The sequence below is a fragment of the Micromonospora noduli genome, assembly GCF_003264475.1.
Lineage (GTDB): Bacteria > Actinomycetota > Actinomycetes > Mycobacteriales > Micromonosporaceae > Micromonospora > Micromonospora noduli.
This window is the reverse complement of record NZ_PYAC01000022.1, coordinates 66,550-92,722: the sequence shown is the minus strand read 5'-3', so window position 1 is coordinate 92,722 and position 26,173 is coordinate 66,550. Positions and strand designations below refer to the sequence as shown.

The following is a 26,173-nucleotide window of genomic DNA, read 5'->3' as shown; positions in this document are numbered from 1 at the left end:
TCCGGACGTCGAATTTTGCAGACTCAGTCGATCGTCGCTGCTCGATGACCCGAACGGTTGGTGCCAGTCGGGCCGTCGTCAGCCGCCGTCGTTGCTCTTCGGCGGGTTCGCCTTGACCCACTCGGCCATCGTGTCCGCGGACATGGCCTGGTACATCGCGAGCGCCTTCTCCCGGTCCGACACCACCACCGACTCGCCGTTGATGGTGTCGCTGCCCGAGTTCGGGCTGGTCACAAAGGTGAGGTTCTGGCCGCGCAGGTTGCGGAACTGCAGCGCCATGTCTGTAACCGAGAAAGTCTGGTCGACGGTTACGGCCGCGGTCACCGACTTGAGGAAATCGTTGAGCTTCTTCGGGTTCGCCAGCGTGCCGGTGCTGGCCGCCTTGTCCATCAGTGCCCGAAGGAACTCCTGCTGGTGCCGCATCCGGGCGAAGTCCCCGTCCGGGAACTGCTTGCGCTGCCGGATCCAGTCCAGCGCCTCCGCGCCGTCCATGTGGTTGGTGCCCTTGGTGAAGGTCCGGTACGGCTTGTGGATCGAGGTGACGGTGCGCTCGACCTTCAGGTCCACCCCGCCGAGGGCGTCGGTGACCTCCTTGAAACCGCCGAAGTCGATCGCCATCACGTGGTCGATCCGAACGTCGGTGAAGCACTCCACGGTGCGTACCGCCAGCGGCAGCCCACCGAACGCGAACGCGGCGTTGATCTTCGCGCGCGAACCGGAGCCGCAGTCCGCGCCGGCGCTCTCCGGGATCGGCACGTACAGGTCGCGGGGGATGGAGACCAGGTAGGCCTCCTGGTGGTCGGCCGGAATGTGCATGACGATGATCGTGTCGGCGCGCCACTGACTCTTGCTGTCGACCGGCGCGTCCGGGTCCCGTGAGTCGCTGCCGACCAGCAGGATGTTCAGCGCGCCATCGACGGTCTTGGCGGGCCGACCACCGGTGATCTCCGCGAACGGGTCGGTGCGGGCCAGGTCACTGTTGAGGTTGCGGGCGTACAACCAGGCGCCGACGCTGCCGAGCAGCGCCAGCACCAGCACCACGGCCCCGGCCACCAGGGCGATCCGACCCCAGCGCGGTCGCGGGCCGCGCCGCCCCGGACCACCGGTGCCACCCGGACCGCCGGGCCCGGGGGGCCCCGCCGGCCCGCCGGAGCGGGGCTGCTCCTCGTCGTACGACGGGTAGAAGCGCGCCTCGGTCGGACGGGCACGCCCGGAGGCACCCCGGTCGGGGCCGGGCACCGAGGCGCGCCCGGCGCTGCGGTGCAGGTACGGATGCGGGACGCCGGCAGACGAGGTCGCGGACATGTAACTCAGGGTACGTAGCGGGAGCCACTGCCGCCTTCAGGCGACACTCAGCGGCAGGCGGTACGCGAAAATCTGGTTACCCTAGCCGCGACCGGAAGTACTCGATCGTGCGTCGCAGGCCATCTTCGGGCGCGACCGACGGCTCGTATCCGAGCAGTTCACGAGCGAGCGTGAGATCCGGTCGACGCATTTCCGGGTCATCCGAGCTGCGGGTGACATAGGTCACCTTCGAGGTGCTGTCGGAGAGCGACACGATCAACTCGGCGAGTTGCCGCATGGTCAGCTCGTGCTCGGTGCCGCAGTTGACCGGACCCGTCTCGGTCGAGTCGAGCAGCAGCAGGATGCCGCGCACCAGATCCTCGACGAAGCAGATGGACCGGGTCTGGTTGCCCGTGCCGTGCACGGTGATCGGCTCGCCGCGCAGCGCCTGGGAGATGAAGGTGGGGATGGCGCGGCCGTCGTCCGGGCGCATTCGCGGGCCGTAGGTGTTGAAGATCCGGACGATCGCCGCGTCGAGCCCCCGGTAGCGGTGGTACGCCATCGTCGCGGCCTCGGAGAAGCGCTTGGCCTCGTCGTAGACGCTGCGGACCCCGATCGGGTTGACGTTGCCCCAGTAGGTCTCCCGCTGCGGGTGCTCCTTCGGGTCTCCGTACGCCTCGGAGGTGGAGGCCATCAGGAACCGGGCGCCGTCGGCGGTCGCGCGCTCCAGCAGGTGCAGGGTGCCGACCGAGCCGACCCGGAGGATCTCCACCGGCAACTGGGCGAAGTCGGTGGGGCTGGCCGGAGAGGCCATGTGCAGGATCGCGTCGAACCGCTCGGCCAGCGCCGGGTGGTGGGTCGGCAGACCATCGGAGATGTCCGCTTCGACGAGGGTGAAGGTCGGCCGATCCAGCAGGTGGGCGACGTTCTCCTTGGAGCCGGTCACGAAGTTGTCCAGCGCCACCACCGTGCAGCCCCGGGCGATCAGGGAATCCACCAGGTGCGACGGGACGAAACCGGCGCCGCCGGTGACGAGAACGCGGTGACCGGAACCGAAGCGCTCAGCAACCTTCATGCCGGTCAGCCTACCGACCCCCATTTCCACGAAGAGGCCCCCTGTTGAGCACAGGGGGCCTCTCGTGACGAGCGCTCGGATCAGTGGGCGCCGGAGCCCGTGAGGGCCCGCACCTCCAGCTCCGCGTACTTGTCCTCGTCGTGCTCCTTGGAGATGACAGTGCCGATCCACCCGCAGAGGAAACCGAACGGGATGGAGAGGATGCCCGGGTTGGACAGCGGGAACCACTGCCAGTCGTGGTCCGGGAACATCGAGGTCGCCGCACCGGAGACCACCGGCGAGAAGAACACCAGCAGCACGGCCGAGAGCAACCCGCCGTAGATCGCCCACACCGCGCCGGAGGTGTTGAACCGCCGCCAGAAGAGGCTGTAGAGGATCGCCGGCAGGTTGCCCGAGGCGGCGACCGCGAAGGCCAGCGCCACCAGGAACGCCACGTTGAGGTTCTGCGCATAGATCGACAGGGCGATCGACACCGCGCCGATCCCCAGGGCGGAGATCCGGGCGACCCGCACCTCCTGCCGCTCCGACGCCTCACCCTTCTTCAGCACGTTCGCGTAGAAGTCGTGCGCCAGGCTGGACGACGAGGCCAGCGTCAACCCGGCGACCACCGCGAGGATGGTGGCGAAGGCGACCGCCGCGATGATCGCCAGCAGGGCTGCCCCGCCCAGTTCACCGCCGAAGAAGTCGATGCCGAGTGCTTCGGCCAGCTGCGGCGCGGCGGTGTTGCCGGCCTTGTCCTGTGCCGTGATCGCCTGGCTGCCGACCAGTGCCGCCGCACCGAAGCCGAGGGCCAGGGTGAGCAGGTAGAAGGTGCCGATGATACCGATCGCCCAGAGCACGCTCTTACGGGCCGCCTTCGCTGTCGGCACCGTGTAGAAGCGGATCAGGATGTGCGGCAGACCGGCGGTGCCGAGCACCAGGGCGATGCCCAGGGACAGCAGGTCGACCTTGTTGTAGAACGTCTGTGTCGAGTTGCCGGCGACCTCGACGCCGTACCGGAGCCCGGGTTCGAGGAACGCGCTGCCCTTGCCGGAGGCGGCGGCCGCCTGGCCGAGCAGCTCCGACAGGTTGAAGTTGAACTTCGCCAGCACCAGGATGGTCATCAACAGCGCGCCGCCCATGAGCAGGAACGCCTTGACGATCTGCACGTAGGTGGTGCCCTTCATGCCACCCACGGTCACGTAGATGATCATCAGCGTGCCGACCATGATGATGGTGGCCACCTTCGCGGTGTCCGCATCCATGCCGAGGAAGGTCGTCCCCGGCCGGATGCCGAGCAGCAGCGCGACCAGCGCGCCGGCGCCGACCATCTGGGCGAGCAGGTAGAAGATCGACACCGTGATGGTGGAGACCGCCGCCGCCGTACGCACCGGACGCTGACGCATCCGGAAGGCCAGCACGTCCGCCATCGTGTACCGGCCCGAGTTCCGCAGCAGCTCCGCGACCAGCAGCAGGGCCACCAGCCAGGCGACCAGGAAGCCGATCGAGTAGAGGAAGCCGTCGTAGCCGTACAACGCGATGATGCCGGCGATGCCGAGGAACGAAGCGGCCGACATGTAGTCGCCGCCGATCGCCATGCCGTTCTGGAAGCCGGAGAAGGACCGGCCGCCAGCGTAGAAGTCGGTCGCCGTCTTGGTCTGCCGGCTGGCCCAGATGGTGATGCCCAGGGTCACCGCCACGAAGACCAGGAAGAGCGTGATGGTCAGGTTGCGGGCCGTGTGATCGCCCGCCTCAGCCGCGAGGAACGTCTCAACCGCGTGAACCGTCTTCACGGGTCACCTCCCCGATCTCGGCGCGGATCCGGTCCGCGATGGGGTCGATCTTCCGGTCCGCGTACCGGGAGTAGAGCCAGGCGATCAGGAACGTGGAGACGAACTGGAGCAGGCCGAAGACCAGTGCGACGTTGATGTTGCTGCCGAACAGCTTCGTGCCCATGAAGTCCCGGGCGTACGCGGAGAGAATGACGTAGAGCGCATACCACAGGAAGAACGCGACGGTCATCGGGAAGACGAAGCCGCGCAGCGCACGCCGCAGCCCGGCGAACTCGTCCGACCGTTGTACGGCCAGGTACTTGTCCGACTGGGAAGCAGCCGGAGCGGGTGTGTCCGTGGACATCTGTGGATCACCACCTTCACAGGCGTCAGAGGAGTTTCGCGCACCGTAAAGAGCGCACTCCCCGGCAGGGAAGGCTGAGATCGACGCCGGTCGGCGAGTGCGCCGAGCGGTTGGCTGGCTGCGCCAAGTGACTCAGGTCACTGCGGTGATCGGTCGCCCCTGGCGAGGCGTCCGTTCAGGCCGGCAGCTCGTGGTAACGACCGCGGTAGTGAAGCAGCGGAGTTGCCTCCTCGGCCAGGTCGACCGCCTCGATCGTGGCCTCGACCAGCAGGCCCCAGCCGTACTCCCGGGCGGTGTCCAGCCGACACCCGGCCCAGCCGCCGGCGTCCGCCGGAACCGGCCCGTACGGCGTGTCGTTCCACGCGCCGGTGGCGAAGAGCCCGCCCGGGGCGGGGAAGAGGCCGGCGAACCGGTCGGCGAGTTGCCGGTGCGGCGGGCCGAGCGGCGTGACCGCGAATCGACCCGACTCCTCGACGGCCGCCCAGAGGTCGGACTCCGGGTCGATCAGCCCGAGCAGCCGGTCCGGTTCCCCCTCGGCCACCAGGGTGGACGAGACGGTCAGCCCGGCCGGACCGGGCGTCGTCCAGAGGGTCACCGGTGCGGCGAGGCGACCACGCAGCCGGCGTACCGGCGACCGTTGCCCGGTCGGCACCGCGAACGGATCGGTGTGGTGGATCTCGGCACCCGGCTCATGATTCACGTGAAACATTGTGACCCGCCCCGCCCGTCGCCCGAACCCGACCGGCGAAGGAGCGAATCAGGGCGGCGACCTCGTCCGGTCGCGTGTCGAGCACGAAGTGACCCCCGTCGAGCAGGTGCACCTCCGCCCCCGGCACGTCGGAGCGGTACGCCTCGGGTTCGGTGACCTCGAACGAGGTGTCGTACCGACCCCAGACGACAAGCAGCGGCGGCTGGGTCCGGCGCAGCCAGTCCTGCCAGGCCGGGTACGAGGCGACGTTGGTCCGGTAGTCGTACTGGAGGTCCACTTGACGCTCGATCTCCCCGGGGCGACTGAGGAAGGCGTGCTCGTCGACCCACAGGTCGGGGTCGTACCGCTCCGGGTCCGGATCGTTGCCGACGTGCCGGGTCCGGATCGCCGCCATCGAGAGGACGTTCTCCCGGACCGCCGCCTCGTGCGCGGCCCGGTCCTGCCAGAAGGCCCGGCGGGTGCCCCAGAGCGGGCCCAGGCCGGTGTCGTGGGCCACCGCGTTCTGCACGATGAGGCCGCGCAGGCGACCCGGATCGGCGAGGGCCATCCGGAACCCCACCGGTCCTCCGTAGTCCTGCACGTAGAGCAGGTAGCGATCCACGCCGACGGCGGCGGCGAAACCCGCCATCGTCTCGGCGATCCCGTCAAAGGTGTACGGACTCCGCGGATCCGGGGCGGCACTGTGCCCGAAGCCGGGGTAGTCCGGCGCGATCAGCCGGAACTGGTCGGCGAGCCTGTCGAGCAGCGGCTCGAACATGCGCGACGAGGACGGGAAACCGTGCAGGAGCAGCAGCACTGGCGCGTCCGGTGCCCCCGCCTCCCGGTAGAAGATCGAGAGCCCGTCGACGACGATGCTGCGGTAACGCGTGTGCGAGCCCATGCCGACCGCCCCTTCGCCCCGACTGCTCGCACCATAACGAGGGTCGGGTGCCCCCGACCGGCGTTCGACCGGACGGGGGGCGGCCCGCGCTCAGCGCCGGGGGGTGACAGTGGCCAGCAGCTCCGGCTGGCGGCGGTCCAGCACGTCGCCGGCCAGGTACGCGCCCAGCAGTGCCGCGCCCAGCCCGTACGCGGCACCGACCGGCAGGGCCAGCCAGAGCCACGCGTCACCGAGCAGCGCGGCGGCCACCACCATCGGCACAGCGGCGACCACCGAGGCGAGCATGGCCAGCAGGGTCAGCAACCCCTTCGCCAGGCCCGCACCGCTGTTCATGGCGAACGGGTTGCTCGTCTCCGGCAGTGAGTACGCCCCGAGCACCGAGATCAAACTGTTCACCGCCAGCCCGGCGCCGTAGGTGGCGACCAGGCCGCCGATGGTGAGACCGATCCACTCCGGTCGGCTGAGCAGAAACGACAACACCACCGCGACGACGCCCAACATCGGCAGCACGTACAGCGAGAAGGCCGTCATCCGGGCCCGCAACTCGACCCGGCCGGGAACCCCGGCCACCACGTTCGCCGCGTACGCGCTGCCGTCGAAGCCGAACTGGTTGGCCAGGGTGACGGCGGCGAGCACGCCCACGAGGAGCATGGAGATGGTGACCACTACCGGTGAGCTGTCGCTGGCGGCGGCCGTGAACCCGGCACCGTCCTCGAACGCGAAGTCCCCGCCCGTAACGTTGATCAACACCGGCACGAAGATGCCGACCACCGCGATCGTGATCAGGTTGGCCCGGCGGCGCGCGTCCCGCCACCAGTAACGGGCCTCCCGGGCGACCAGAGCACCGAACCGGTCCCGGCCGGCCCAGGTGGCGACCCGGGGAAACAGTTGGGCGACAGCGCCGCCGGTGACCCCGCGCCGCACCGGGGCCTTACCGGCGCTCGCCGCACCCACCATCGCCGACTCGATCGACCGGGACCACCAGGCCAGCAGGGCGCCGAGCGCCACCACCGTGATCAGCAGCTTGACCGGTGCCGCCCACACCCGCCCCTGGGCCACGTCGATGCCGACGGTCCACGGAGCGCCCAACGGCGTCCACCCGATGACGGTCGCCACGCCGGTCAACCGGGTCCAGTCCGCCTCGCGCAGCGCGGCGAGGCCGAAGATCTGCAACGGGCCGAGCAGCGCGGCGGTCACCGCCAGCAGCACGGCCGCCAGGTCGCGGACCCGTCGGGACCGCAACATGGTGGCGAAGGCGCTGGTCACCGCCCGGCTGGCGGCCACACAGAGCAGTATCCCGGCGAGCACACCCACGACGGCGACCAACCCCGCCGACCAGCCACCCAACGACCAGGCGGTCAGCACCAGCCCGAACGACGCGATGAGCACCGCCAGCACCGGCACGCTGATCAGGGCCGCCACGAACAGGCCGGTCACCAACGTGCGCCGGGGCAGCGGCAGCAGCGCGAACCGGGCCGGGTCCAGTGTCTCGTCCACACCGAAGAAGACAAGTGGCAGGAACAGCCAACCGAGCACCAGCAGCCCGCCACCCGCCGCCGCGATCAGCACCGCGTACCGGCCGTCGCCGGTCAGGCCCGGCGCGGCGAAGAGGAAGAACCCCGCGGCGGCGAACCAGAGCCCGAGCAACGCGCCGCCGACGAACAGGGCGATCCGCCAGCCCTGGCCCCGGAAGTTGTTGCCCATCACCCGCAGCTTGAGCCGCACGAAGTGTCGAGCGGAGACCGACCGTACCGGCGCGGCGGGGGTGGCGTCCGCGCTCACTGGGAGAGCCACGACAGCTCCTCGCCGGTCGCGGTGCGGCCGCCGACCACCTCGACGAAGACCTGCTCCAACGAGCGACCGCCACGGACCTCGTCGATGGTCCCGACCCGCTTGATGGTGCCGCCGGCCAGGATCGCCACGTGTGAGCAGAGCCGCTCGACGACCTCCATCACGTGACTGGAGAACACCACTGTGCCGCCGCCGGCCGCGTAGCGGGTGAGGATGTCCCGGATCAGCGCGGCGGAGACCGGGTCGACAGCCTCGAACGGCTCGTCCAACACCAGCACCCGAGGGCCGTGCAGCAGCGCGCAGGCCAGGCCGATCTTCTTCTTCATGCCCGCCGAGTAGTCCACCACCAGCGTCCGACCGGCGTCGCCGAGCGCCAGCACGTCCAGCAGCTCGGCAGCCCGCTGGTCGACCACCGCCGGGTCCATCCCCCGCAACAACCCGTTGTACGCCAGCAACTCCGCGCCGGTCAGCCGGTCGAACAACCGGACCCCGTCGGGCATCACGCCGAGCAGCCGCTTGGCGGTGACCGGGTCCTGCCAGACGTCGTGCCCGAGCACCCAGGCCGAGCCGGCGTCCGGCCGCAACAGCCCGACAGCCATCGACAGGGTGGTCGTCTTGCCGGCGCCGTTCGGGCCGAGGAGGCCGTAGAAGGAGCCGGCGGGGACGTCCAGGTCGACGCCGGCCACCGCGATCGTGCCGTCGAACCGCTTGGCCAGGCCACGCAGTGCGAGCGCGGGGTGCTCAACAGTCATGCGCCGACGTTATCCGTCGATCGCCAGTTCCGCCGTCCGGCGACGGGCGGACCCGCGATCATCCCCGAGGCGGACGAGGATCGCGCGGAACGAGCTCGGCGTCGCGCCAGGCAGCCTCGTTCCTTGCCGAACTTCCGCTCTCCTTGCTGCACCTGATGCAACCGACCGTCGTGCTGGCGGGTGACAGTGGCAGAAGACAACGGGGGAGGGGGACGTTGGACAGAGACGAGGGGTTCGAGGACTTCTATCGGGCCACCAGGCATCGGGTCGTCACCGTGCTGTACGCGCTCGGTGGCGACATCCATGAGGCGCAGGACGCCGCACAGGAGGCGTACGTGCGGGCCTGGCAGCGCTGGCAGCGCGTCGGCGAGTACGGCGATCCGGAGGCGTGGGTGCGCGGCGTGGGGCACCGCCTCCTCATCAACCGATGGCGCAAGATCCGCAACGGCATCCGCGCGAACCGGCGGCACGGTCCGACCACTGCCGTGGGACCACCCTCGGAGAACACCGTCGCGCTCGTCGCGGCGTTACGTCGATTGCCGCTGGAACAACGCGAGGCGATCGTCCTGCACTACCTGGCGGACCTCTCGGTCGCTGACATCGCGACTCAGATCGGTGTACCGCTCGGCACCGTCAAGGCCCGGCTCTCCCGGGGCCGCCAGGCCATGGCCCCCATGCTCGGCACCACCCTCCCCGAGGAGGTCAGCAATGCCTGATCAGCCCTTCGCCGACCTGTTCCGCGACACCGAGCACCTGAGCTGGGCCCCGACCGCACAGGTGCGGGAGCGCGGCCGGCGGCGGACCCGTCAGACGAGGATCGCGGCGGCGCTCGCCGCAGTGGTGGCGGTGGCAGTGGTGGCCACCGGGGCGGTGGCGCTGGCCGGCGGCCGGGAGGGCGCGCCGACGCCGGTGCTGCCGGCGACCGGATCACCCACCCCGTCACCCGCGCCGTCGGCCACCTCGGCCGCACCTCGGCCGTCGACGACCAGCACCACTCCCGCCGCACCGCCATCGAGCCCGTCACGTACGCCGTCGGCCGGTTCCACCGACCCGGCGATTCCGGCCGCAGCCATGCTGCGGCTCTCGGATCTGCCCGCCGGCTTCACGATGGCAGAGGACGACATCGACGGCGACTGGAGCCTGGAGTCAGTGTCGATCTACTGTCGCGAAGCGCCGACGGGGACGTCCAACGGCAGGCTCGCCCAGCGAACCGTCTCGTTCGACTCGCCGACCGACAGGATGATCCAACGCGTCGTCCGTTTCTCGATTCGCGATGCTGCCCTTGAGATGGACGCGGTCCGGGCACTTTTCACCGACTGCAAACCCAGGGGGGCGACCAGTTCGATGTCGGTCCTGGCCGATGGGCTGGGGGCCGGTGACGAGTCTCTGCTGGTGGGCTCGGACATCGAGGGCGTGCGGAGCCGCTGGCTCGTCGTACGGCAGGGTGACCTGGTGGCACAGGTCGCGTTGGACATGGACACCACCCCGAAGGAGGCGCGGCGGTACGCCCGCCCGGTGGCGCAGCGGCTCTGCGCCGGCAGTGACACCTGTTGACCTGGTGGCGCCCCCGGCGCACCTCTGCCATGGTCAAGCTGGATCCGAGGGCAAAGGCGCATGGCGGTGATCATGGCTGAGGGCATGTCGCGGCGGTGATCACTGCATGCGGAGGGCTTCCGGGGTGTGTAGGCGGAGCATGGTGGCGGCGACGTCGGCCGGGGCCCGCCTGCGTGTCGCCATCGACACGGCGACCATCACGGTGAAGGCCAGCGGCACCGTCCAGGCGGCCGGCTGCGCGATGAGCGTGGCCGGCCAGCCGGACAGCGGTGGGCCGAGCACTGTGACCAGCACCGCGCCGATCGCCGCGCCGCCGCCGGCCACCACGCCGGCGGTGGCGCCCACGTCCGTCAGCCCGCGCCACCAGATGCCGAGCACCAGCAGCGGGCAGAAGCTCGACGCGGCGACCGCGAAGGCCAGCCCGACGACCTGCGACACGTCCAGCCCGGAGACGTGCAGCGCCAGCACCGCGGGCACACCACCGGCGATGACGGTGGCCAGCCGGAACCCGCGTACCGATCCTCGACCGAGCACGTCCGTCGAGATCACCCCGGCGACGCTGGTCAGCAGGCCGGACGAGGTGGAGAGGAACGCCGCGAAGGCACCCGCGGCGACCAGCGCGGCGAGTAGCCGCCCGGCCAGGCCGTCACCCAGGGCCGCTTCGGGTAGCAGCACCACCACCGCGTCCGTCTGGCCGCTGAGCAGCAACTGCGGGGTGTAGATCCGACCGAGGACCCCGTACAGGGTGGGCAGCAGGTAGAACGCGCCGACCAGCGCCAGCACGACCAGGGTGGTCCGGCGGGCCGCCGCGCCGTCCGGATTGGTGTAGAAGCGCACCAGCACGTGCGGCAGGCCCATGGTGCCCAGGAAGGTGGCCAGGATCAGCGAGTACGTGGCGAACAGGCCCCGGTCGTCGTCACCGGCGGCGCTGGGCAGCAACCAGTCGTTGGCATCGGTGGCGACCCCGGAGACGTCCGGCACCGGATCACCGGCGGCGAAGGTCAACTCGTCACCGGGGCGTACCTCCCGGATGTCACCGTCGGGCAGGGTGAGGGTCGCGCGGTGCTCGACCACGACGGTGGTCGCGGCCCGGAACGTCGGCCCGTCGGGCGGGGTCACCGCCGGGCGGCCGTCGGCCTGCCACTGCAGGGCCAGGAAGATCACCGGTACGGCGAGAGCGGTCAGCTTGAGCCAGTACTGAAAAGCCTGCACGAAGGTGATCGCGCGCATGCCGCCCAACGCCACGTTCGCGGTGACCACGGCCGCCACCAGCAGGGCTCCGAGGGGGTACGGGGAGCCGGCCACCGTGGCCAGGGTCAGCCCGGCGCCCTGGAGCTGCGGCACCAGATACAGCCAACCGATGAAGATGACGAAGGCGGTGGCCAGGATGCGGAGTCGACGCGACCCCAGCCGCAGCTCGCAGAAGTCGGGCAGCGTGAACGCACCGGAGCGGCGCAGCGGCGCTGCCACGAAGAGCAGCAGGGCCAGGTAGCCGGCGGCGAACCCGACCGGGTACCAGAGCACGTCCACGCCGTACTTGAGGACCAGCCCGGCGATGCCGAGGAAGCTCGCCGCCGACAGGTACTCCCCGCCGATGGCGGCGGCGTTCCAGGTCGGACTGATCGCCCTGGACGCCACCAGGAAGTCGGACGTGGTCCGGGCCAACCGCAGCCCGTAGAAGCCGATCCCGACGGTGACCAGGGTGACCGCGACGATGGCCGGGACCACGAAGTCGTTGCCCACTCAGTGCTCCGGCCGTTGCACCAGGTCGGTGAAGTCCTGCTCGTTGCGCTCGGCCAGCCGCACGTACGCCCAGCCCACGCCGATCAGGAACGGGAAGGAGGCCACCCCGAGCAGCAGCCACGGCAGGTTGACGCCGGCGACTGTGGTCCGGCCGAGCGAGGGCGCGATCGCGAACAGCCAGGGCAGCCCGCCCAACCCGATGGCCACCACCAGGGACAGCCGCAGCGCCAGCGCGAGCTGGGCCCGGACCAGGCCGCGGACCAGCGCCTCGCCGACCTGGGTCTGCTGGGCCAGCTCGGCGCGGGTCCGCTCGGCGCGGGTGTCCTGCCTGGTGATCTCGGCCAGCACGATCCGGGACCGCCGGGGCGGCGGTACCGCACCGCTCGACCCCACGTCGGGGAGTTGCTTGGCCACCCCGGCAGTCTCGCCCGCCGTACGCGATTGTCAAGCGTTCATGCTCACCAGCGTTGCAAGCCGAGGCAGTCGGTCACGCTGGCGCGCACCGGGGTCGTGTGGAGAACCCGCCGGGCGCGTTCCCTGCCGAGGTTCGCCGCCCAGAAGCCGTCCCGGGGCAGCTCGGCGGCGATCTCCCCCAGCGCGCAGGAGCGCATCGGCTCGGGCAGTCGGTCCAGGGCCGGTACGGCGTCGGCCGACAGCCCGGACAGGTAGTTGACGTCCAACCGGCCGGTCTCCAGGTACCGGTCGACGTTCCGTTCGGCGATCAGGCGATCCGGGTTGAGAAGGGCCAACCCGAGCAGCGCCAGCACCGCGGTGCCGACCACCAGCCGGGGGAGCCATTCGGCCCGCAACCGCGCCACGGCAACCCCGACCAGGACGAAGAGCAGCCCGAGCCAGATTTCGATGGTCGACACGACGAGCCGCAGCCGGGTGGCACCGTACGCGTCGGCGTAGACCTGCATCCGGTAGAGCGCGGAGGCGACGATCACCAGACTGAGCACTGTGAGCGTGCCGAGCAGTCCGCGGACCAGCAGCCGGTCCCCTCGGGTGGCCTTCGGCGCCCGACGGGCGGCGATCGCGATCACCAGCAGGGTGAGCGCGGTGACGGCGAGCAGTTGCCAGAACCCGCCACGGGCGTACTGGGCGTAGGTGAGCCCGGCCGTACGCAGCACGTGCCCCGCCCCGCCGAACAACACAGTCAGCTGGACCAGCACGAACGCGGCGAACAGGGCGTCGAGCAACACCAGCGGGAGGGTCCACTCCAGCCGGTGGGCCGGCCGTGACGACGCCGGTCGCAGGCCCTCCAGGTCGGGTGGGCGGGTGACCAGGTACGCGCCACCGAGCAGACCACCGCCGATCAGGGCCAGCCGCAGCAACCAGCCGATCACACCGGCCGGCGCGATGTCGGGCAGCAGACCGCCGACCAGGTTGGCGAAGACCGCGTCGGCGGAGGAGAAGAGCAGTCCGAACAGCGTCAGCAGGACGGCGGACACCACCAGGCTGGTAACGATGCGTCCGAACCCGATCCCCGAGCCCGCCGAGCGGTTGGTGCGCACTCCGCGTACCGCCCACGGGAGCGCCCGTACCGTCGCGGCCGGTGGCAGGGTCACGGCGACCAGCATTCCGAATGGGCTTCGCCCGCCGGTCACCGCGAGCGTCCCGGCCCCCACCGCTGCCACCAGGCAGAGCGCGAAGAGCCAACCGGCGGCCCGGAAGGTGCCGACGGCGATCAACGCGACAGTCGCGGCAGCCCAGGTGGCCTGCGCCACCCGCCCCGGTGCCCCCGTGGCACCGGGACGGGCGGGTTCGGCGCCGGTTGCGCGGCCGGGCTCGGTCGGCGCGGTGCGGCCCGCAACCGGGGAGGACGCCCCGGACCTGACGACCGCGGCGGTGCTGAGGGCGGCCGTGCCGGCCAACGCGGCGACCAGCCAGCCGAGGCCCGGACGAACCATCGTGAGCACCGAGGCGCCGACGACCGCCGCCGCCGCCGACGCCACCAGCACCGTCGGAACCGCATCGCCGGATGGTCCCGGCCAGCGCCGCGCGATCACCGATGGTGGCCGGGGCGGGAGCGGTGTGGCCGGAGCTGCCGGGGGCCAACCGGCTGCCGGCGGTGCGGCCGGGCCGGGCCTGACGGCCGGGGCGGCCTGCGCCGGCCCGGTCGGCCCGGTGGCCGGGAGGGGGGTGCTGCCGGGGCTGGTCATGCGGCCTCTTCTCGGTATGGCCCGTCGCACGGGATGGTGACCTGAATGCGGCAGCCGGGCCGGTCACCCCGGTCTGGCCCGGCGGGATCGAGGACACCGATCCGACCGCCGTGCAGTTCGACGACCCACCGGGCGATGGCCAGGCCGAGCCCGGTCCCGCCGCCGGCCGACCGGTCGCCGCGGGTGAACCGCTCGAACACCCGGGAACGCTCGTCCGGCGGAATGCCCTGGCCCTCGTCGCTCACCTCGAAGCGGAGCTGGTCGCCGTGTTCCTCCGCGCACACCCGTACCGTGCCGCCGGGTGGGCTGTGTCGGGCCGCGTTGTCGAGGAGGTTCGCGAAGACCTGGTGCAGCCGCCACGGGTCCGCGTGGACCGTCAGCGGTGTCGGCAGGTCACGGAGCTGGAAGCGCACGTCCAGGCCGGCGCCGGACGCGCTGGCCGTGGCGTGCTCCACCGCCTCGTCGAGGAAGTCCCCCACGTCCATGCGTACGCGCCGCAGCGGCACCACCCCGGCGTCGAGTCGGGACAGGTCGAGCAGGTCGGCGACGAGGTGCCCGAGCCGTTCGGTCTGGGCCAACGCCGAACGCAGCGCCGCGGGTTCGGGGTCGGCGACCCCGTCCACCATGTTCTCCAGCACGCCCTGCAACGCGGTGATCGGCGTACGCAGCTCGTGCGAGACGTTGGCGATCAGCTCGCGTCGACGCTGGTCGGCGGCGTGCAGATCCTCGGCCATCTTGTTGAACGCCTGGGCCAGCTCGCCGACCTCGTCGCGGGAGGTGGCGCGCACCCGACGTGTGTAGTCGCCGCGGGCCATCGCGCCGGCGGCCGCCGTCATGTCCCGCAACGGTGAGGTCATGCCGTGTGCGAGCACCTGCGAGGTGAGCAGGGCGACGGCGATGGCCGTGGCCGAGGTGATCGGCGGCGGCCAGCCGATGCCGTACGAGAAGTAGGCCAGGCCGGCCGCCCCGGAGGCGACCAGCAGCACACCCAGCTTCAGCTTGATCGAGCGCACCGGATCCAGCGGTCGGGGCAGTAGCTCCAACACCCGGTCCAGCCGGGTGAGCAGGGTCGCCGTCATGACGGCAGCTCCAGGGCGTAGCCGACCCCGTGCACGGTGCGGATGAGGTCGGCACCCAGCTTGCGGCGCAGAGCCTTGATGTGGCTGTCCACGGTGCGGGTGCCGCTCCCGTCGCCCCATCCCCAGACCTCGGCGAGCAGCCGTTCCCGGGGGAGCACCGTGCGAGGCCGCCCCGCGAGGTGGACCAGCAGGTCGAACTCGGTCGGGGTGAGGTGCACGTCCGCCCCGGCCCGGCGGACCCGTCGCTCGGCCTCGTTGATCTCGATGTCGCCGAGGCGGATGGCGGGCGGCGCGGGAGTGGCGGCGGCCCGCTCCATCCGACGCAGCAGGACATGCACCCGGGCGGTGAGTTCCCGCATCGAGAACGGCTTGGTGAGGTAGTCGTCCGCGCCGACCGCCAGCCCCACGAGCAGGTCGGTCTCGTCGTCCCGGGCGGTGAGCATCAGCACCGGCACCGGCCGGTCGGCCTGGATCCTGCGGCACACCTCCAGGCCGTCGAAGCCCGGCAGCATCACGTCGAGGACGACGAGATCCGGATGTCCGGCGCGGAACTGCGCGACCGCGCTGGGCCCGTCCGCCGCGATCTCCACAGTGAAACCCTCGGCCCGTAGTCGGGCGGCGATGGACTCGGCGATGGTCCGTTCGTCCTCAACCACCAGTACCCGGCGTGCGTTCATGGGTCCTGACTGTAGGCAGCGGCCGTGGAGATCAGTGGTTTGCGTTGTGAATAACCTGTGGAGAACCGGCCACGGCTGTGGATAACTCGGGGATCATGCCGGCTGGCGTGTGGGAACTCCGGAGGCTCGTTGTGGACAACCGACCGAGCTGTCACTGTGGTCCGGTAGAGAGGAGGTGTGACGGTGACCAACCCTGCCCGGCCCGGCTGGGGTGACGCCTGGACGGTGGACGACCTCCAGAGCCTCCCCGAGGACGACCAGGTCTACGAGATCTTCGACGGGAGCCTGCTCGTGTCCCCCCATGCGGACGTCTTCCACGGCGCGGTCGCCAATCGCCTCCGCCGGATCCTCGACCGGCAGGCCCCCGTCGGTGTGCTCGTTGGACAGGACATCGGGGTCAGCGCGAAACGCTCGTCGTACTTCGTGCCTGATCTCTTTGTCGCCAGTGAGAGCGCACTGGACAGCGGCGGTGCCGCGCTCGACCCGGCCAACGTGCTCCTCGTCGTCGAGGTGATCTCGCCGAGCAACGCTGGCCGGGATCTGGTGCTCAAACGCCACGAGTACGCGGCCGTCGGCATCCCGCTCTACTGGCTGGTGGAGCCCCGCAAGCAGACCCTGACCGTGCTGGTGAGTAGCGCGGGCGGTTACCGCGAGCAGGCCGTTCTGGCGGTCGGCGAGGTCTACCGCACCGAGCAGCCGTTCCCCCTCGCCCTGCCGTTGGCCGACATCTTCTGACCTCGGGGCTCGATCCACTCGAGTTCCTGAAAGTCGGGCCATCCGGGCCGGTGGGATGGCCCGACTTCCAGGAACCCGAGTACGGCCTGCGGTCACTCCAGGCCGATGCGCTCCGGCCGGGCTGAGGCGGAGCCGAGCCAGGTGTGCGGGTTGCCGTACCAGCACCAGCCCAGCTTGGGTGCGCCCTGGCTGATCCACAGCGCAGGCACCCGCTTGTCGCCGCAGCGGGAGCCGACCAGCGAGAAGCACCGGTTGCTCGCCAACGCGGCCGGGTGCAGCGTGATGAAGGCGAGCCCCTCGTCGATGCTGAGCGGCAACCGGCCCTGAGCGGTGATCCCCTCCATGGCCGTGGCGGGTGCCAGATTGCGGTACTCCTCGCCCCGGTCGACGTCGAAGAGCAGGTACGCCGGCCCGGCCGGCACCTCCAGCTCCTTGATCGGGTCGAAGCGGGGCAGGTCGTCCTCGGCGTAGTTCCGGTCGATGACGCCGGGCTTGCGCTTGCCGGCCAGGGTGGTCAGCTCCACCCGTTCCGGCACACCGATCAGCTCCCGGGTGATGACCAGCAGGAACGGCACCCGGGCGTCGGTGGGGTCGGGCAGGCCGGCGGTGCCCTCGACCGCCCTGGCCCGCAGTGGCGCGACCAGGTCGCGGAAGGCGCTCTCGGTCAGCCCGGCGAGGGCGGGGTAACCGAGCTGCACCAGTCGGTCGAGTTGGCTGTCGAACTCGGTTTCGGCGTCGAACGGGGTCTCGGTCACGGCAAGCCTCCCGGAAGTCGTACGGACTAGCGTACAACGTACGGTAGGTCTGCTTCCATTCCCGGGTCAGCGACTCCAATCCTGCTTCGCGGCCCTGACCAGCTTGTCCTTCAGCTCCCGGGTGTGCCGCCGGCTCACCGGCAGCTCGGTCGAGTCGATCACCACCACGTAACCGGAGTTGACCAGCCGCAACTCCGCGATCAACTTCAACTGCACCAGGTACGACCTGTGCACCCTGACGAAGCCGGCATCGGCCCAGCGTTCCGCCAGCGTGGCCAGCGAGACCCGCACCAGGTGCGACCCCTCCGCGGTGTGCAACCGGGCGTAGTCGCCCTGCGCCTCCACCCACCGCACCGCCGACCGGGGCAGCATCCGGGTGGTGCCGGCCAACTCGATGGGGATGGTCGGGTCCTCCTCCGCGCGGGCCAGCGCCGCCGGGTGCGACGGCACCACCCGCGAGCCGATCACCCGGCGCAGCGACTCGGCCAGCCGATCGGCGCGCACCGGTTTCCGCACGTAGTCGGTGGCGCCCAGATCGAAGGCGTCCACCGCGCCGTCGTCGTACGCGGTGACGAACACGATCGCCGGTGGCCGGGCGAAGCGGCGCAACACCCGGGCCAGCTCCATGCCGTCCAGGCCGGGCATCCGAATGTCCAGGAAGACCACGTCCACGTCGCCGTCGCGCAACAGCCGCAGCGCCTCGGTGGCATCGCCGGCCGTGTGCAGCCGGGCCACCCGGGGGTCGGCCCGCAGGTGGTACGCCAGCTCGTCGAGCGCGGGCGGCTCGTCGTCCACCGCGAGGACGCGCAGGAAACCGGACGCGTTCACCGCACCCGTCGCGGTCCGCTCGCTCACGACCCTGCCCGCACGCCGGGGTGGAACTTCGGCACCCGCATGCTCACCTTCGTGCCCGAGCCCAACCCGGTCTCGACGACAAGACCGAACCGGTCCCCGAAGACCGAGCGCAACCGCTCGTCGACGTTGGAAAGGCCGACGTGCTGGCCCGTGTCGTCGCCCGGGTCGCCGGTGCCGCGGGCCAGCTCGGCGATGCCGGCGGTCAGCGTGGTCGGATCCATTCCCACTCCGTCGTCCTCCACCGTGATGTGGCATTCGGCTCCCGCGTCCCGGGCCTCGATGCTCACCATGCCCGTGCCCGGCTTGCGGGACAACCCGTGGCGAACCGCGTTCTCCACCAACGGCTGGAGGCAGAGGAACGGCAGCGTCACCGGCAGCACCTCCGGGGCGATCTGCAACCGCACCTGCAACCGGTCACCGAACCGGGCCCGCTCGATGGTCAGGTAGCGGTCGATCGACCGCAGCTCCTCGGCCAGCGTGGTGAACTCCCCGTGCGCCCGGAACGAGTACCGGGTGAACTCCGCGAACTCCAGGATCAGCTCCCGGGCCCGCTCCGGGTCGGTGCGTACGAACGAGCCGATCGCGGTCAGCGCGTTGTAGATGAAGTGCGGGCTGATCTGCGCCCGCAACGCACGGATCTCGGCGCGGGCCAGCCGCTCCCGTGACGAGTCCAGCTCGGCCAGGGCGAGCTGGTTGCCGGCCCAGTGCGCCGTCTCCAGGGTGGCCTGCACCAACCCCGGAGGCGGCGGGCTGTCGGCGACCGCCACCAGCGCGCCCACCACCCGGCCGTCCGCCCCCAGCAACGGCGCGACCACCGCCCCGCGGACCGGGCAGTCGACCCGGTCGCAGTGCAGCTCCTGCTCACCCAGCACCGTCGAGCGGCCGCTGTCCACCGTCCGCTGGGCCGCCGCGAGCAGTTGCTCTCCGTGGTGCGTGCCGCGCCCGTCCAGGGCCAGCAGCCGGTCGGCGTCGGTGAGCGCCAGCCCGACCGCGCCCACCAGCGCCCGCAGATGCCGTACGGCCTTCGCCGCGCCCGCCGCGCTCAACCCCGCTCGCAGCGGCTCGGCAGCCAGGCCGGCGGTGTGCAGCACCTCGTAGGTGGCCCGCTGGGTGGCGGTGGCGATGCCACGGCGGGCTCGCAGTCGCAGCACCGCCAGCAGGGCTGCGGTCAGCGCGGTGACGAGTGAGACGACGCCGACCACGGCGGAGAGGTTGGCAGCCACGCAGCGATCCTCGCCCCTGCGAGCCGGCGCGCCAACCCTCTAGTACGCGCCCTTGCGGGCGAGCACCACCCCGACGGTGCGCCACAGGATGCTCAGGTCGTACGCGAGCGACCAGTTGTCGACGTAGTAGAGGTCCAGTCGGACCGACTCGTCCCAGGACAGGTCGGAGCGGCCGGAGACCTGCCACAGCCCGGTCATGCCGGGGCGGACCAGCAGTCGGCGCCGTACGTCACCCAGGAAGTCACCGTCGTCGGCCGGTAGCGGCCGGGGCCCGACCAGCGACATCTCGCCCCAGAGCACGTTGATCAGCTGCGGCAGCTCGTCCAGCGAGGTGGCCCGCAGGAAACGACCGACCGGGAAGACCCGAGGGTCCTCCTTCATCTTGAACAGCATGCCGTCGGTCTCGTTGCGGTCGACCAGGCTGGCCAGCCGGTCCTCGGCGTTGACGTACATGGTTCGGAACTTCCACACCCGGAACGTGCGCCCCTCGTGCCCCACCCGGGGCTGGCGGAAGAAGACCGGCCCGGGGTCGGAGATCCGGATCGCCACGCCGATGGCCAGGAAGAGCGGGATCAGCAGCAGCAGGCCGAGACCGGCGGCGACCCGGTCCATCAGGTTCTTGGCCAGCAGCGCCGGCCCGGAGAGCGTCGGCTCCTCGACGTGCAGCAGCGGCAGACCCTCGATCGGCCGGATGTGCACGCGAGGGCCGGCGATGTCGGTGAGCTGCGGCGCGACCACCAGGTCGACGCCGGAGCCCTCCAGCTGCCAGGCCAGCCGGCGCAACTCGCCCGGCTCCGCGCTGGCCGACCCGCAGACGGCGATCGTGTCCCCACCGACCTCACGGACCAGAGCCAGGACGTCGCGTCCGGCGTACACCGGAACCGGGGTCGGCATGCCCCGGGCAGCCGCGTACCCGTCGGTGATGTGAATGGCGACGGGCATCAGCCCGGCGGCCGGGCTGCGGGTGACCGCCGCGTAGACCTCCAGGCACTCGGGCAGGGTGCCGACCAGCACCATCCGGTGCGCGGCCTGGCCGGCCCGCCGCCGGATGTAGTGCAACGCCCAGCGGGCCACAAAACGACCCCAGAGGATCAGCAGCGTCGCACCGACCAGCGCCGTGCCTACTGTGAACCGGGAGAGCTGGGTCACGGTGGAGAAGGCGAGGAACGAGACACTCGCCGCAACTGTCACCGAGGCGCGGATCACCCGCTTGAACTCGTCCGGGCCAAGCCCCAGATAGCGCCGGTCGTACGCCCTGTTGCTCCAGAGGATGATCACCCAGCCGAGCGGAAGCAGCAGGTAGGAGACAGTGTGGAACCACGTCGGGTCCTGCTGGGTGCCGGAGAACCCGGAGGCGGCCTGGTCGAAGAGCTGGATCGCGATCCAGCTGGCGAACGCCGCCGCGCCGAAGTCGAGCAGCAGCAGGATCGCGATGTAGGGGCGGTGCCAGCGGGAGACACGGCGTCGCGCCCTCGTCCAAGCCGACCGAGGTACGCCGTTGTGGGACGGCGGCGTCGGCGGCTGGATCTCGAAGCTGTCGACGTGCCGCACGAGTCTGCTCCGGCCTTCGTTGGTTACCGGGCGCTGGAGGCTTGCCGTCACCTCACCCATGTCCTCCCGCATGACACGGGCCGCTCACTCGGCGTGAAGGCCCGGGTCGCCCACCGTCCCAGTCTCCCACGCGGCCTCCGACCGATCGTCGCCCCAAAGGAGATTGGCGACCGACGGTGCTGGCGGGATCTGGCCGGCTCCGCACCATTTCAGAAGCCGGGGACCGGGCCACTATACCGATGGATGCGCGCGTGGCGAGAAGGGCGGACCGGAGCTTCCGCTCAGGGAGGGCGATTCCGCTCCGTAGCCCCGAAGTGCAATTACTCACCGTACGAGGCGAGACAACCGACGGTCAGCGAGCGGCTTGCCGCCGGTCTGGCAGGTGGGGCAGTACTGGAGGCTTGAGTCGGCGAACGACACCTCGCGCACGGTGTCACCGCAGACCGGGCAGGGCAGCCCGGCGCGCGCGTGCACCTTCAGCCCGGAGCGCTTCTCACCCTTCAGTTCCGCGGCCCGCTGGCCGAGGGACCGCTCGACCGCGTCGCCGAGGACCTGTCGGGTGGCGGCGTGCAGGGTGGCGATCTGGGCGTCGGTGAGCCGGTCGGTGATCGCGAACGGGGACAGCTTCGCGGCATGCAGGATCTCGTCGGAGTACGCGTTGCCCACCCCGGACAGCACCGACTGGTCGGTCAGCACCCCCTTGACCTGCCCCCGCCTGCTCCGCAGCCGCTCGGCGAAGGTGGGCAGATCCGCGGCGAGCGCGTCCGGGCCCAGCTTGGCCACCCCGGGGACCGTCGCGAGGTCGGTGACCAGATAGGCGGCCAGCTTCTTCTGGGTGCCGGCCTCGGTGAGGTCGAAGCCGGAACCGTCGTCCAGGCGTACCCGCACCGCGATCGGGCCCTTGCCCGGACGTAACGGGGTGGTGGCGGGGAACGCCTCCCGGTAGTGCAGCCAGCCCGCTCGCGCCAGATGCACCACCAGGTGCAGGCCGCCCTCGAAGAGGACGTCGAGGAACTTGCCGTGCCGGCTGGCGTCGACCACCGCCCGGCCGGCGACCTCGGTCGGCGCCGGCTCGTACGTCTTCAGGGCGCTGATCGCGGCGATCTCCAGCCGATCGACGCGCCGCCCCACCGCGCGCTGACGCAGGTAACCCGCGAGCGCCTCAACCTCCGGTAGTTCGGGCACGACACAACGGTAGCCTTCTTTCCCGTGAGCGTGAGGAATGAGCTTGCGAGTCCCGCAATCGCGAACGAAAGGCAAGCTCCGTGAGAATCGTGGTGGCACACAACCGGTACCGGGAAGCCCAGCCTTCCGGTGAGAACACGATCGTCGACTCGGAGATCGCTCAGCTCACCGCCGCTGGCGTCGAGGTGCTGCCCTTCATTCGCAGTTCGGACGAGATCCCGTCGATGTCGAAGGCGGCGAAGGCGCTGCTGCCGATCTCGCCGATCTGGGCGCCGCGCGCCCAGCACGACCTGAGCCGGCTGCTCACCGAGCACCGACCGGACGTTCTGCACCTGCACAACCCGTACCCCCTGATCTCGCCCTGGGTGGTGCGGACCGCGCACCGGCACGGTGTGCCGGTGGTGCAGACGGTGCACAACTACCGGCAGGTCTGCTCGTCGGGGATCTACTTCCGCGACGGCGTGATCTGTCAGGACTGCAAGGGTCGGGCGTTGGGTGTGCCGGCGATCAAGCACCGCTGCTACCGCGACTCGGCGGTGCAGAGCGCGCTGATGGCGACCACCCTGGCCGTGCACCGGGGCACCTGGCGCTCGGTGGATCGGTACATCGCGCTCACCTCGGCGATCGCCGATCACCTCCGCGAGTACGGCATTCCGGACGAACGCGTCGTGGTGAAGCCGAACTCCGTACCCGACCCGGGTCGGCCGGTGCCGCTGGGTGACGGGTTCCTCTACATGGCCCGGCTCTCCCCGGAGAAGGGCGTCGACCTGCTGCTGGACGCCTGGCGCCGGCACCCGGTGGGTGCGCTGGGCACGCTGCGGATCGCCGGTGACGGTGAGCTGCGCCCACTCGTGGAGGCAGCCGCCGCCGAGCGACCCGACGTGGTCTACCTCGGTCAGCTCGACCGGGCCGGCGTGCGGGCCGCAGTCGAGGCGAGCGCTGTGGTGATCGTCGCCGCGATGTGGCACGACGTGCTGCCCACCGTGATCATCGAGGCGTTGTCGAGCGGCCGTCCGGTGCTCGGTACGGCGTTGGGTGGCATTCCGTACCTGCTCGGGGCCGACGCCCCGCACGAACCCGCCGGCACCGGGCCCGCCGAGATCGCCTCCACGGTCGCCGGGGGCGGCGGCGGGCCAGCCATGCCGGCGGGGATCGGTCTGGGCGAGGCCGGTTGGGTGGTCGCTCCGGAGCCGGCCGCGCTCGCGGCCGCCCTGCCGGTCGCCCGCGCCGGAGCGCCCGGGCTGACAGTGGCCGCCCGCGCCCGCTACGAGCGCATCTTCCACCCCGACGTGGTCACCAAGCAGCTCATCGACATCTACGCGGGCCTGGCCCGGACCCCCAACCACGTCTGACTCACCCCGCCCCACCCCGTCCCGCCTTGCGCCGTGCATGATCGCGCTCGATCCAGGAAGTAGTCCCATCCGGCTGCTCCGAGGCCACTACATCCTGGATCGAGCGCGATCATGGCCCTCCCGCGTGGATCTTGCGGACGGGTGGCGCGCGGGTGAGGGGCTGGTCAGCGCAGGGAGGCGCGGGCCGAGAAGGCGATGCTCGCCAGCAGGAAGCCGCCGTTGACGATCGTGAAGGCGACCATCACCCAGAGGACCAGCGCGGGGGCCACGGCGAGCACCACGGCGGCCACGAAGACCACGGCGCCGTAGTCGCGGACCAGTTTCACCAGGCGCACCGGCAGCGAGGTCGAGGTGACCATGCTGGCCGCGTTCGGGCCGGCCTGCATCACCGACGTCACCAGGTTGACCATCCAGGTGCCGGCGAAGGTCGCCACGAGCCAGGTCGGCGTGCCCGGCTCCTGCGCCAGGGCGGTGGCGGCCAGGGCTGCCACCAGGGCGATCTGCGCGGCCACGTCGCAGAGCACGTCGACACGCGCGCCGGCCGCGCTGCCCTGGCCGGTCACCCGGGCCAGTTGCCCGTCCGCGCAGTCCAGGGAGTACGCCACCTGCCAGCCGACCAGGGCGAGCAGGCCGACCACCCAGGCCGGTACGTCCCCGGCGGCGACCGGGCCGGCGAGCGCCACCACGGTGACCGAGGTGGCCAGGCCGAGCACCAGGTTGGTGATGGTCAACGCGGTCGGTCGCAGCCCGAGCCGCTGGGCGACGAGCGCGAACACGGCCCCCAGCCACTGGCTGATCGACTCGCTGAACAGGCCGCCGCCCCGGTTCACCCGGTGGAAGTCGGCGACGGTGGGACGGGGGTCAGCCAAGCTGGTCGCGGATTGCACCGGCGTAGTCTGCCAGCCGCTCCCGGGTCTCGGTAGGCGACAGTGTCAGGTGTTCGAGGATGGTGTACCGGTCCGGCCGGGTACGCGGCGCGAACTGCACCGCCTCGATGAACTGGTCGTCGGTGAGCGCCACCTCGGCGGGGAGCCGGGGCAGACCGTGCCGGGCGAGGCAGGCCGACATCTCCCCGAAGCGGCGGAGGTCGCCGCGCAGCCAGGTGCAGAACAGCGCACCCAGCCCGGCCAGCTCGCCGTGCGAGGCGGTCCCCGGAAAGAGCGAGTCGACCGCGTGCATGATCTCGTGGCAGCCGCCGCTGCACGGACGGCTGGTGCCGTCGACAGCCATCGCCAGACCGCTGGAGATCAACGCCTCGGCGAGGACGATCACGAAGGCGTCGTCGCTCATGTCGCCGGGGTGGTTGAGCACCGCTTCGGCGCCCGCCCGCGAGAGCGAGGCGGCCAGCCCGTCGACAGGCTCGCCGCGTACCTGTCGGGACAGCTCCCAGTCGGCCAGCGCGCTGATGTTGCTGATCACGTCGCCGATGCCGGCCCGGTTGTGCCGGTCCGGGCCGCTCTCCACGAAGTCCAGGTCGACGATCACCCCGATCGGGATGTGGACGCCGTAGGAGCCCTTGATCCCGTCGGTGATCAGGCTGGCCACCGGGGAGGCGATCCCGTCGTTGGCGAGGCTGGTCGCCACCGACACCATCGGCAGCCCTCGGCGGGTCGCCGCGTACTTGGCCACGTCTATGGTCTTGCCGCCACCGATGCCGACCACCGCGTCGTACGACCGGGCGCGGAGTTTGCCGCCCAGGTCGTCGGCGGCGTCCAGCGTCCCGCCGGAGACGGTGAACACGTCCGCCGAGCGCAGTGACGGTCGGATCAGCTCCGCGATCTGGGCACCCTGACCCGGGCCGACCACCACCGCGACGTCGCCCCCGGAGGAGATCCGCCCGTCGGCCAGGATCGCGCCCAGGTCGGCGACCGCCCCCCGTCGCACGTCGATGTGCAGCGGGGTGAGGACGCTCCGGGCTAGTAGCGGCACGCGATCTCCCGCGCGCGGGCGAGGTCGGCGTGGTTGTCGACCTCGACCCACGGGACGTCACCGATCGGCGCCGCCCGCACCTCCCCGCCCCGGTCGGAGAACTCCTGGTAGCCGTCCTCGTAGTAGAGGTTCGGGTCCCGTCGCCAGGTCGCCTCCAGCGCGTCGGCGAGGGCGTCGGCGACCTGCGGCTCGATCAGCGTCGCGCCGATGTACTCCCCGTACGCCTCGCCCGGGTCCATGATCTTGGTGATCCGGGTGAGCTGGCCGGCGGCGTCGAAGGTGGTCTTCATCTCCTCCTCGGCCAGCGGCTTGAGGGTGTCCACGGCCAGCAGGATCCCCGGGCCGCGCTCGGCCAGCAGGGTCTTCTCGATGCTCACCGGGTGCACGGTGTCCCCGTTGACAAGCAGCACCCCGCGCGCGAAGTACTCCCGGGCGAGCCAGAGCGAGTAGGCGTTGTTCCACTCCTCGGCCTTGTCGTTGTGCACCAGGGTGAGCGTGACCCCGTACCGCTTCTCCAGGTCGGCCTGCCGCTCGCGGACCGCGTCCGCCGCGTAGCCGACGACGATCACGATGTCGGTGAGCCCGACCTCGGCGAGGTTGCCCAGCGCGATGTCCAGGATCGTCGTCTCGCCGTCCACCGGCACCAACGCCTTGGGCAGGGTGTCGGTGTACGGGCGCAGCCGTCGTCCCGCTCCGGCCGCGAGCACCATTCCGATCATCGCGACATCCTCCCTAGTCCTGCTCCCGTCACCGCTGGAGGATAGCGC

The 26,173-nt window shown here is 71.1% G+C and carries 24 protein-coding genes and 1 pseudogene; 4 read left to right on the top strand and 21 right to left on the bottom strand.

Going from position 1 to position 26,173, the window contains the following annotated elements; genetic code table 11:
- Nucleotides 1-78: 78 nt before the first annotated feature.
- From MED15_RS21650 to MED15_RS21615, 8 genes and pseudogenes are all read right to left on the bottom strand, one after another.
- Nucleotides 79-1,305, bottom strand: coding sequence for an LCP family protein (locus tag MED15_RS21650; RefSeq protein WP_112601301.1), 1,227 nt, complete (start codon nt 1,303-1,305; stop codon nt 79-81).
- A gap of 76 nt (nt 1,306-1,381) precedes the next feature.
- On the bottom strand, nt 1,382-2,359 hold the full coding sequence (locus MED15_RS21645; RefSeq protein WP_112601302.1) for an NAD-dependent epimerase/dehydratase family protein: 978 nt from the start codon (nt 2,357-2,359) through the stop codon (nt 1,382-1,384).
- A gap of 80 nt (nt 2,360-2,439) precedes the next feature.
- Nucleotides 2,440-4,131, bottom strand: coding sequence for a solute symporter family protein (locus tag MED15_RS21640; RefSeq protein WP_091396810.1), 1,692 nt, complete (start codon nt 4,129-4,131; stop codon nt 2,440-2,442).
- On the bottom strand, nt 4,109-4,474 hold the full coding sequence (locus tag MED15_RS21635) for a DUF485 domain-containing protein (RefSeq protein WP_088950720.1): 366 nt from the start codon (nt 4,472-4,474) through the stop codon (nt 4,109-4,111). The genes MED15_RS21640 and MED15_RS21635 overlap by 23 nt, the downstream gene beginning before the upstream one ends.
- Before the next feature lie 175 nt (nt 4,475-4,649).
- A pseudogene (locus MED15_RS21630) lies at nt 4,650-5,201 on the bottom strand (flavin reductase family protein); the annotation flags it as partial.
- On the bottom strand, nt 5,164-6,063 hold the full coding sequence (locus tag MED15_RS21625; protein WP_112736797.1) for an alpha/beta fold hydrolase: 900 nt from the start codon (nt 6,061-6,063) through the stop codon (nt 5,164-5,166). The gene MED15_RS21625 and the pseudogene MED15_RS21630, both read right to left, overlap by 38 nt.
- A gap of 90 nt (nt 6,064-6,153) precedes the next feature.
- Nucleotides 6,154-7,857, bottom strand: coding sequence for an ABC transporter permease (locus tag MED15_RS21620; protein WP_373861052.1), 1,704 nt, complete (start codon nt 7,855-7,857; stop codon nt 6,154-6,156).
- Nucleotides 7,842-8,606, bottom strand: a complete 765-nt coding sequence (locus MED15_RS21615; RefSeq protein WP_091396824.1) for an ABC transporter ATP-binding protein — start codon at nt 8,604-8,606, stop codon at nt 7,842-7,844. Before MED15_RS21615 ends, MED15_RS21620 begins: the two co-directional genes overlap by 16 nt.
- Before the next feature lie 215 nt (nt 8,607-8,821).
- Between MED15_RS21615 and MED15_RS21610 the strand changes: the two genes are divergently transcribed.
- Together MED15_RS21610 and MED15_RS21605 are read left to right on the top strand one after the other, a co-directional pair.
- Nucleotides 8,822-9,322, top strand: a complete 501-nt coding sequence (locus MED15_RS21610; protein WP_112583858.1) for a SigE family RNA polymerase sigma factor — start codon at nt 8,822-8,824, stop codon at nt 9,320-9,322.
- Nucleotides 9,315-10,160, top strand: coding sequence for a hypothetical protein (locus MED15_RS21605; protein WP_112583857.1), 846 nt, complete (start codon nt 9,315-9,317; stop codon nt 10,158-10,160). The genes MED15_RS21610 and MED15_RS21605 overlap by 8 nt, the downstream gene beginning before the upstream one ends.
- Nucleotides 10,161-10,259: 99 nt before the next feature.
- Here MED15_RS21605 and MED15_RS21600 read toward each other — a convergent pair whose 3' ends face one another.
- The 5 genes from MED15_RS21600 to MED15_RS21580 all read right to left on the bottom strand — a co-directional run bounded on the left by MED15_RS21600 (nt 10,260) and on the right by MED15_RS21580 (nt 15,821).
- The gene (locus MED15_RS21600) at nt 10,260-11,903 is read right to left on the bottom strand and encodes a sodium/solute symporter (protein ID WP_091396835.1); all 1,644 of its coding nucleotides are present in this window, start codon (nt 11,901-11,903) and stop codon (nt 10,260-10,262) included.
- Nucleotides 11,904-12,317 carry a DUF485 domain-containing protein gene (locus MED15_RS21595; protein ID WP_225855272.1) on the bottom strand — a complete coding sequence of 138 codons (414 nt, stop codon included), beginning with the start codon at nt 12,315-12,317 and terminating at the stop codon, nt 11,904-11,906.
- A 44-nt stretch (nt 12,318-12,361) separates the two neighbouring features.
- On the bottom strand, nt 12,362-13,864 hold the full coding sequence (locus MED15_RS21590) for a DUF4153 domain-containing protein (protein ID WP_244220534.1): 1,503 nt from the start codon (nt 13,862-13,864) through the stop codon (nt 12,362-12,364).
- A gap of 197 nt (nt 13,865-14,061) precedes the next feature.
- Nucleotides 14,062-15,144: a sensor histidine kinase gene (locus tag MED15_RS21585; RefSeq protein ID WP_112583855.1), complete on the bottom strand. Its 1,083-nt coding sequence runs from the start codon at nt 15,142-15,144 to the stop codon at nt 14,062-14,064.
- Nucleotides 15,141-15,821 (bottom strand): response regulator transcription factor, encoded by a 681-nt coding sequence (locus tag MED15_RS21580; RefSeq protein ID WP_112583854.1) that lies wholly within the window; start codon nt 15,819-15,821, stop codon nt 15,141-15,143. The genes MED15_RS21585 and MED15_RS21580 overlap by 4 nt, the downstream gene beginning before the upstream one ends.
- 183 nt (nt 15,822-16,004) lie before the next feature.
- Here MED15_RS21580 and MED15_RS21575 point away from each other — a divergent pair, with 183 nt between their 5' ends.
- A complete protein-coding gene (locus MED15_RS21575) occupies nt 16,005-16,556 on the top strand; it encodes a Uma2 family endonuclease (RefSeq protein WP_167457702.1) in 552 nt (183 codons plus the stop codon).
- A gap of 92 nt (nt 16,557-16,648) precedes the next feature.
- Here MED15_RS21575 and MED15_RS21570 read toward each other — a convergent pair whose 3' ends face one another.
- The 5 genes from MED15_RS21570 to MED15_RS21550 all read right to left on the bottom strand — a co-directional run bounded on the left by MED15_RS21570 (nt 16,649) and on the right by MED15_RS21550 (nt 22,125).
- Nucleotides 16,649-17,311, bottom strand: a complete 663-nt coding sequence (locus MED15_RS21570) for a DUF5701 family protein (RefSeq protein ID WP_112583852.1) — start codon at nt 17,309-17,311, stop codon at nt 16,649-16,651.
- Between the two features lie 66 nt (nt 17,312-17,377).
- Nucleotides 17,378-18,139 carry a LytR/AlgR family response regulator transcription factor gene (locus tag MED15_RS21565; protein ID WP_088950711.1) on the bottom strand — a complete coding sequence of 254 codons (762 nt, stop codon included), beginning with the start codon at nt 18,137-18,139 and terminating at the stop codon, nt 17,378-17,380.
- Nucleotides 18,140-18,162: 23 nt separating this feature from the next.
- A complete protein-coding gene (locus MED15_RS21560; RefSeq protein ID WP_112583851.1) occupies nt 18,163-19,389 on the bottom strand; it encodes a sensor histidine kinase in 1,227 nt (408 codons plus the stop codon).
- Nucleotides 19,390-19,428: 39 nt separating this feature from the next.
- Nucleotides 19,429-21,000: a sugar transferase gene (locus tag MED15_RS21555; protein ID WP_167457705.1), complete on the bottom strand. Its 1,572-nt coding sequence runs from the start codon at nt 20,998-21,000 to the stop codon at nt 19,429-19,431.
- 264 nt (nt 21,001-21,264) lie between these two features.
- Nucleotides 21,265-22,125 carry an Fpg/Nei family DNA glycosylase gene (locus MED15_RS21550; RefSeq protein ID WP_112583849.1) on the bottom strand — a complete coding sequence of 287 codons (861 nt, stop codon included), beginning with the start codon at nt 22,123-22,125 and terminating at the stop codon, nt 21,265-21,267.
- Between the two features lie 80 nt (nt 22,126-22,205).
- On the opposite strand from MED15_RS21550, the gene MED15_RS21545 reads away from it, so the two are divergent.
- The gene (locus MED15_RS21545) at nt 22,206-23,477 is read left to right on the top strand and encodes a glycosyltransferase (protein ID WP_112583848.1); all 1,272 of its coding nucleotides are present in this window, start codon (nt 22,206-22,208) and stop codon (nt 23,475-23,477) included.
- Nucleotides 23,478-23,641: 164 nt separating this feature from the next.
- On the opposite strand, the gene MED15_RS21540 is transcribed toward MED15_RS21545, so the two are convergent.
- From MED15_RS21540 to MED15_RS21530, 3 genes are read right to left on the bottom strand one after another with little or no spacing between them, the layout of a single operon-like run.
- Entirely contained in the window at nt 23,642-24,364 is a 723-nt protein-coding gene (locus tag MED15_RS21540; protein WP_112583847.1) for a CDP-alcohol phosphatidyltransferase family protein, read from the bottom strand.
- Nucleotides 24,339-25,406, bottom strand: a complete 1,068-nt coding sequence (locus tag MED15_RS21535; protein ID WP_112583846.1) for an iron-containing alcohol dehydrogenase family protein — start codon at nt 25,404-25,406, stop codon at nt 24,339-24,341. The genes MED15_RS21540 and MED15_RS21535 overlap by 26 nt, the downstream gene beginning before the upstream one ends.
- Complete coding sequence (locus MED15_RS21530) at nt 25,394-26,125, bottom strand: phosphocholine cytidylyltransferase family protein (protein WP_112583845.1); 732 nt, start codon at nt 26,123-26,125, stop codon at nt 25,394-25,396. The genes MED15_RS21535 and MED15_RS21530 overlap by 13 nt, the downstream gene beginning before the upstream one ends.
- Between the last annotated feature and the right edge of the window lie 48 nt (nt 26,126-26,173).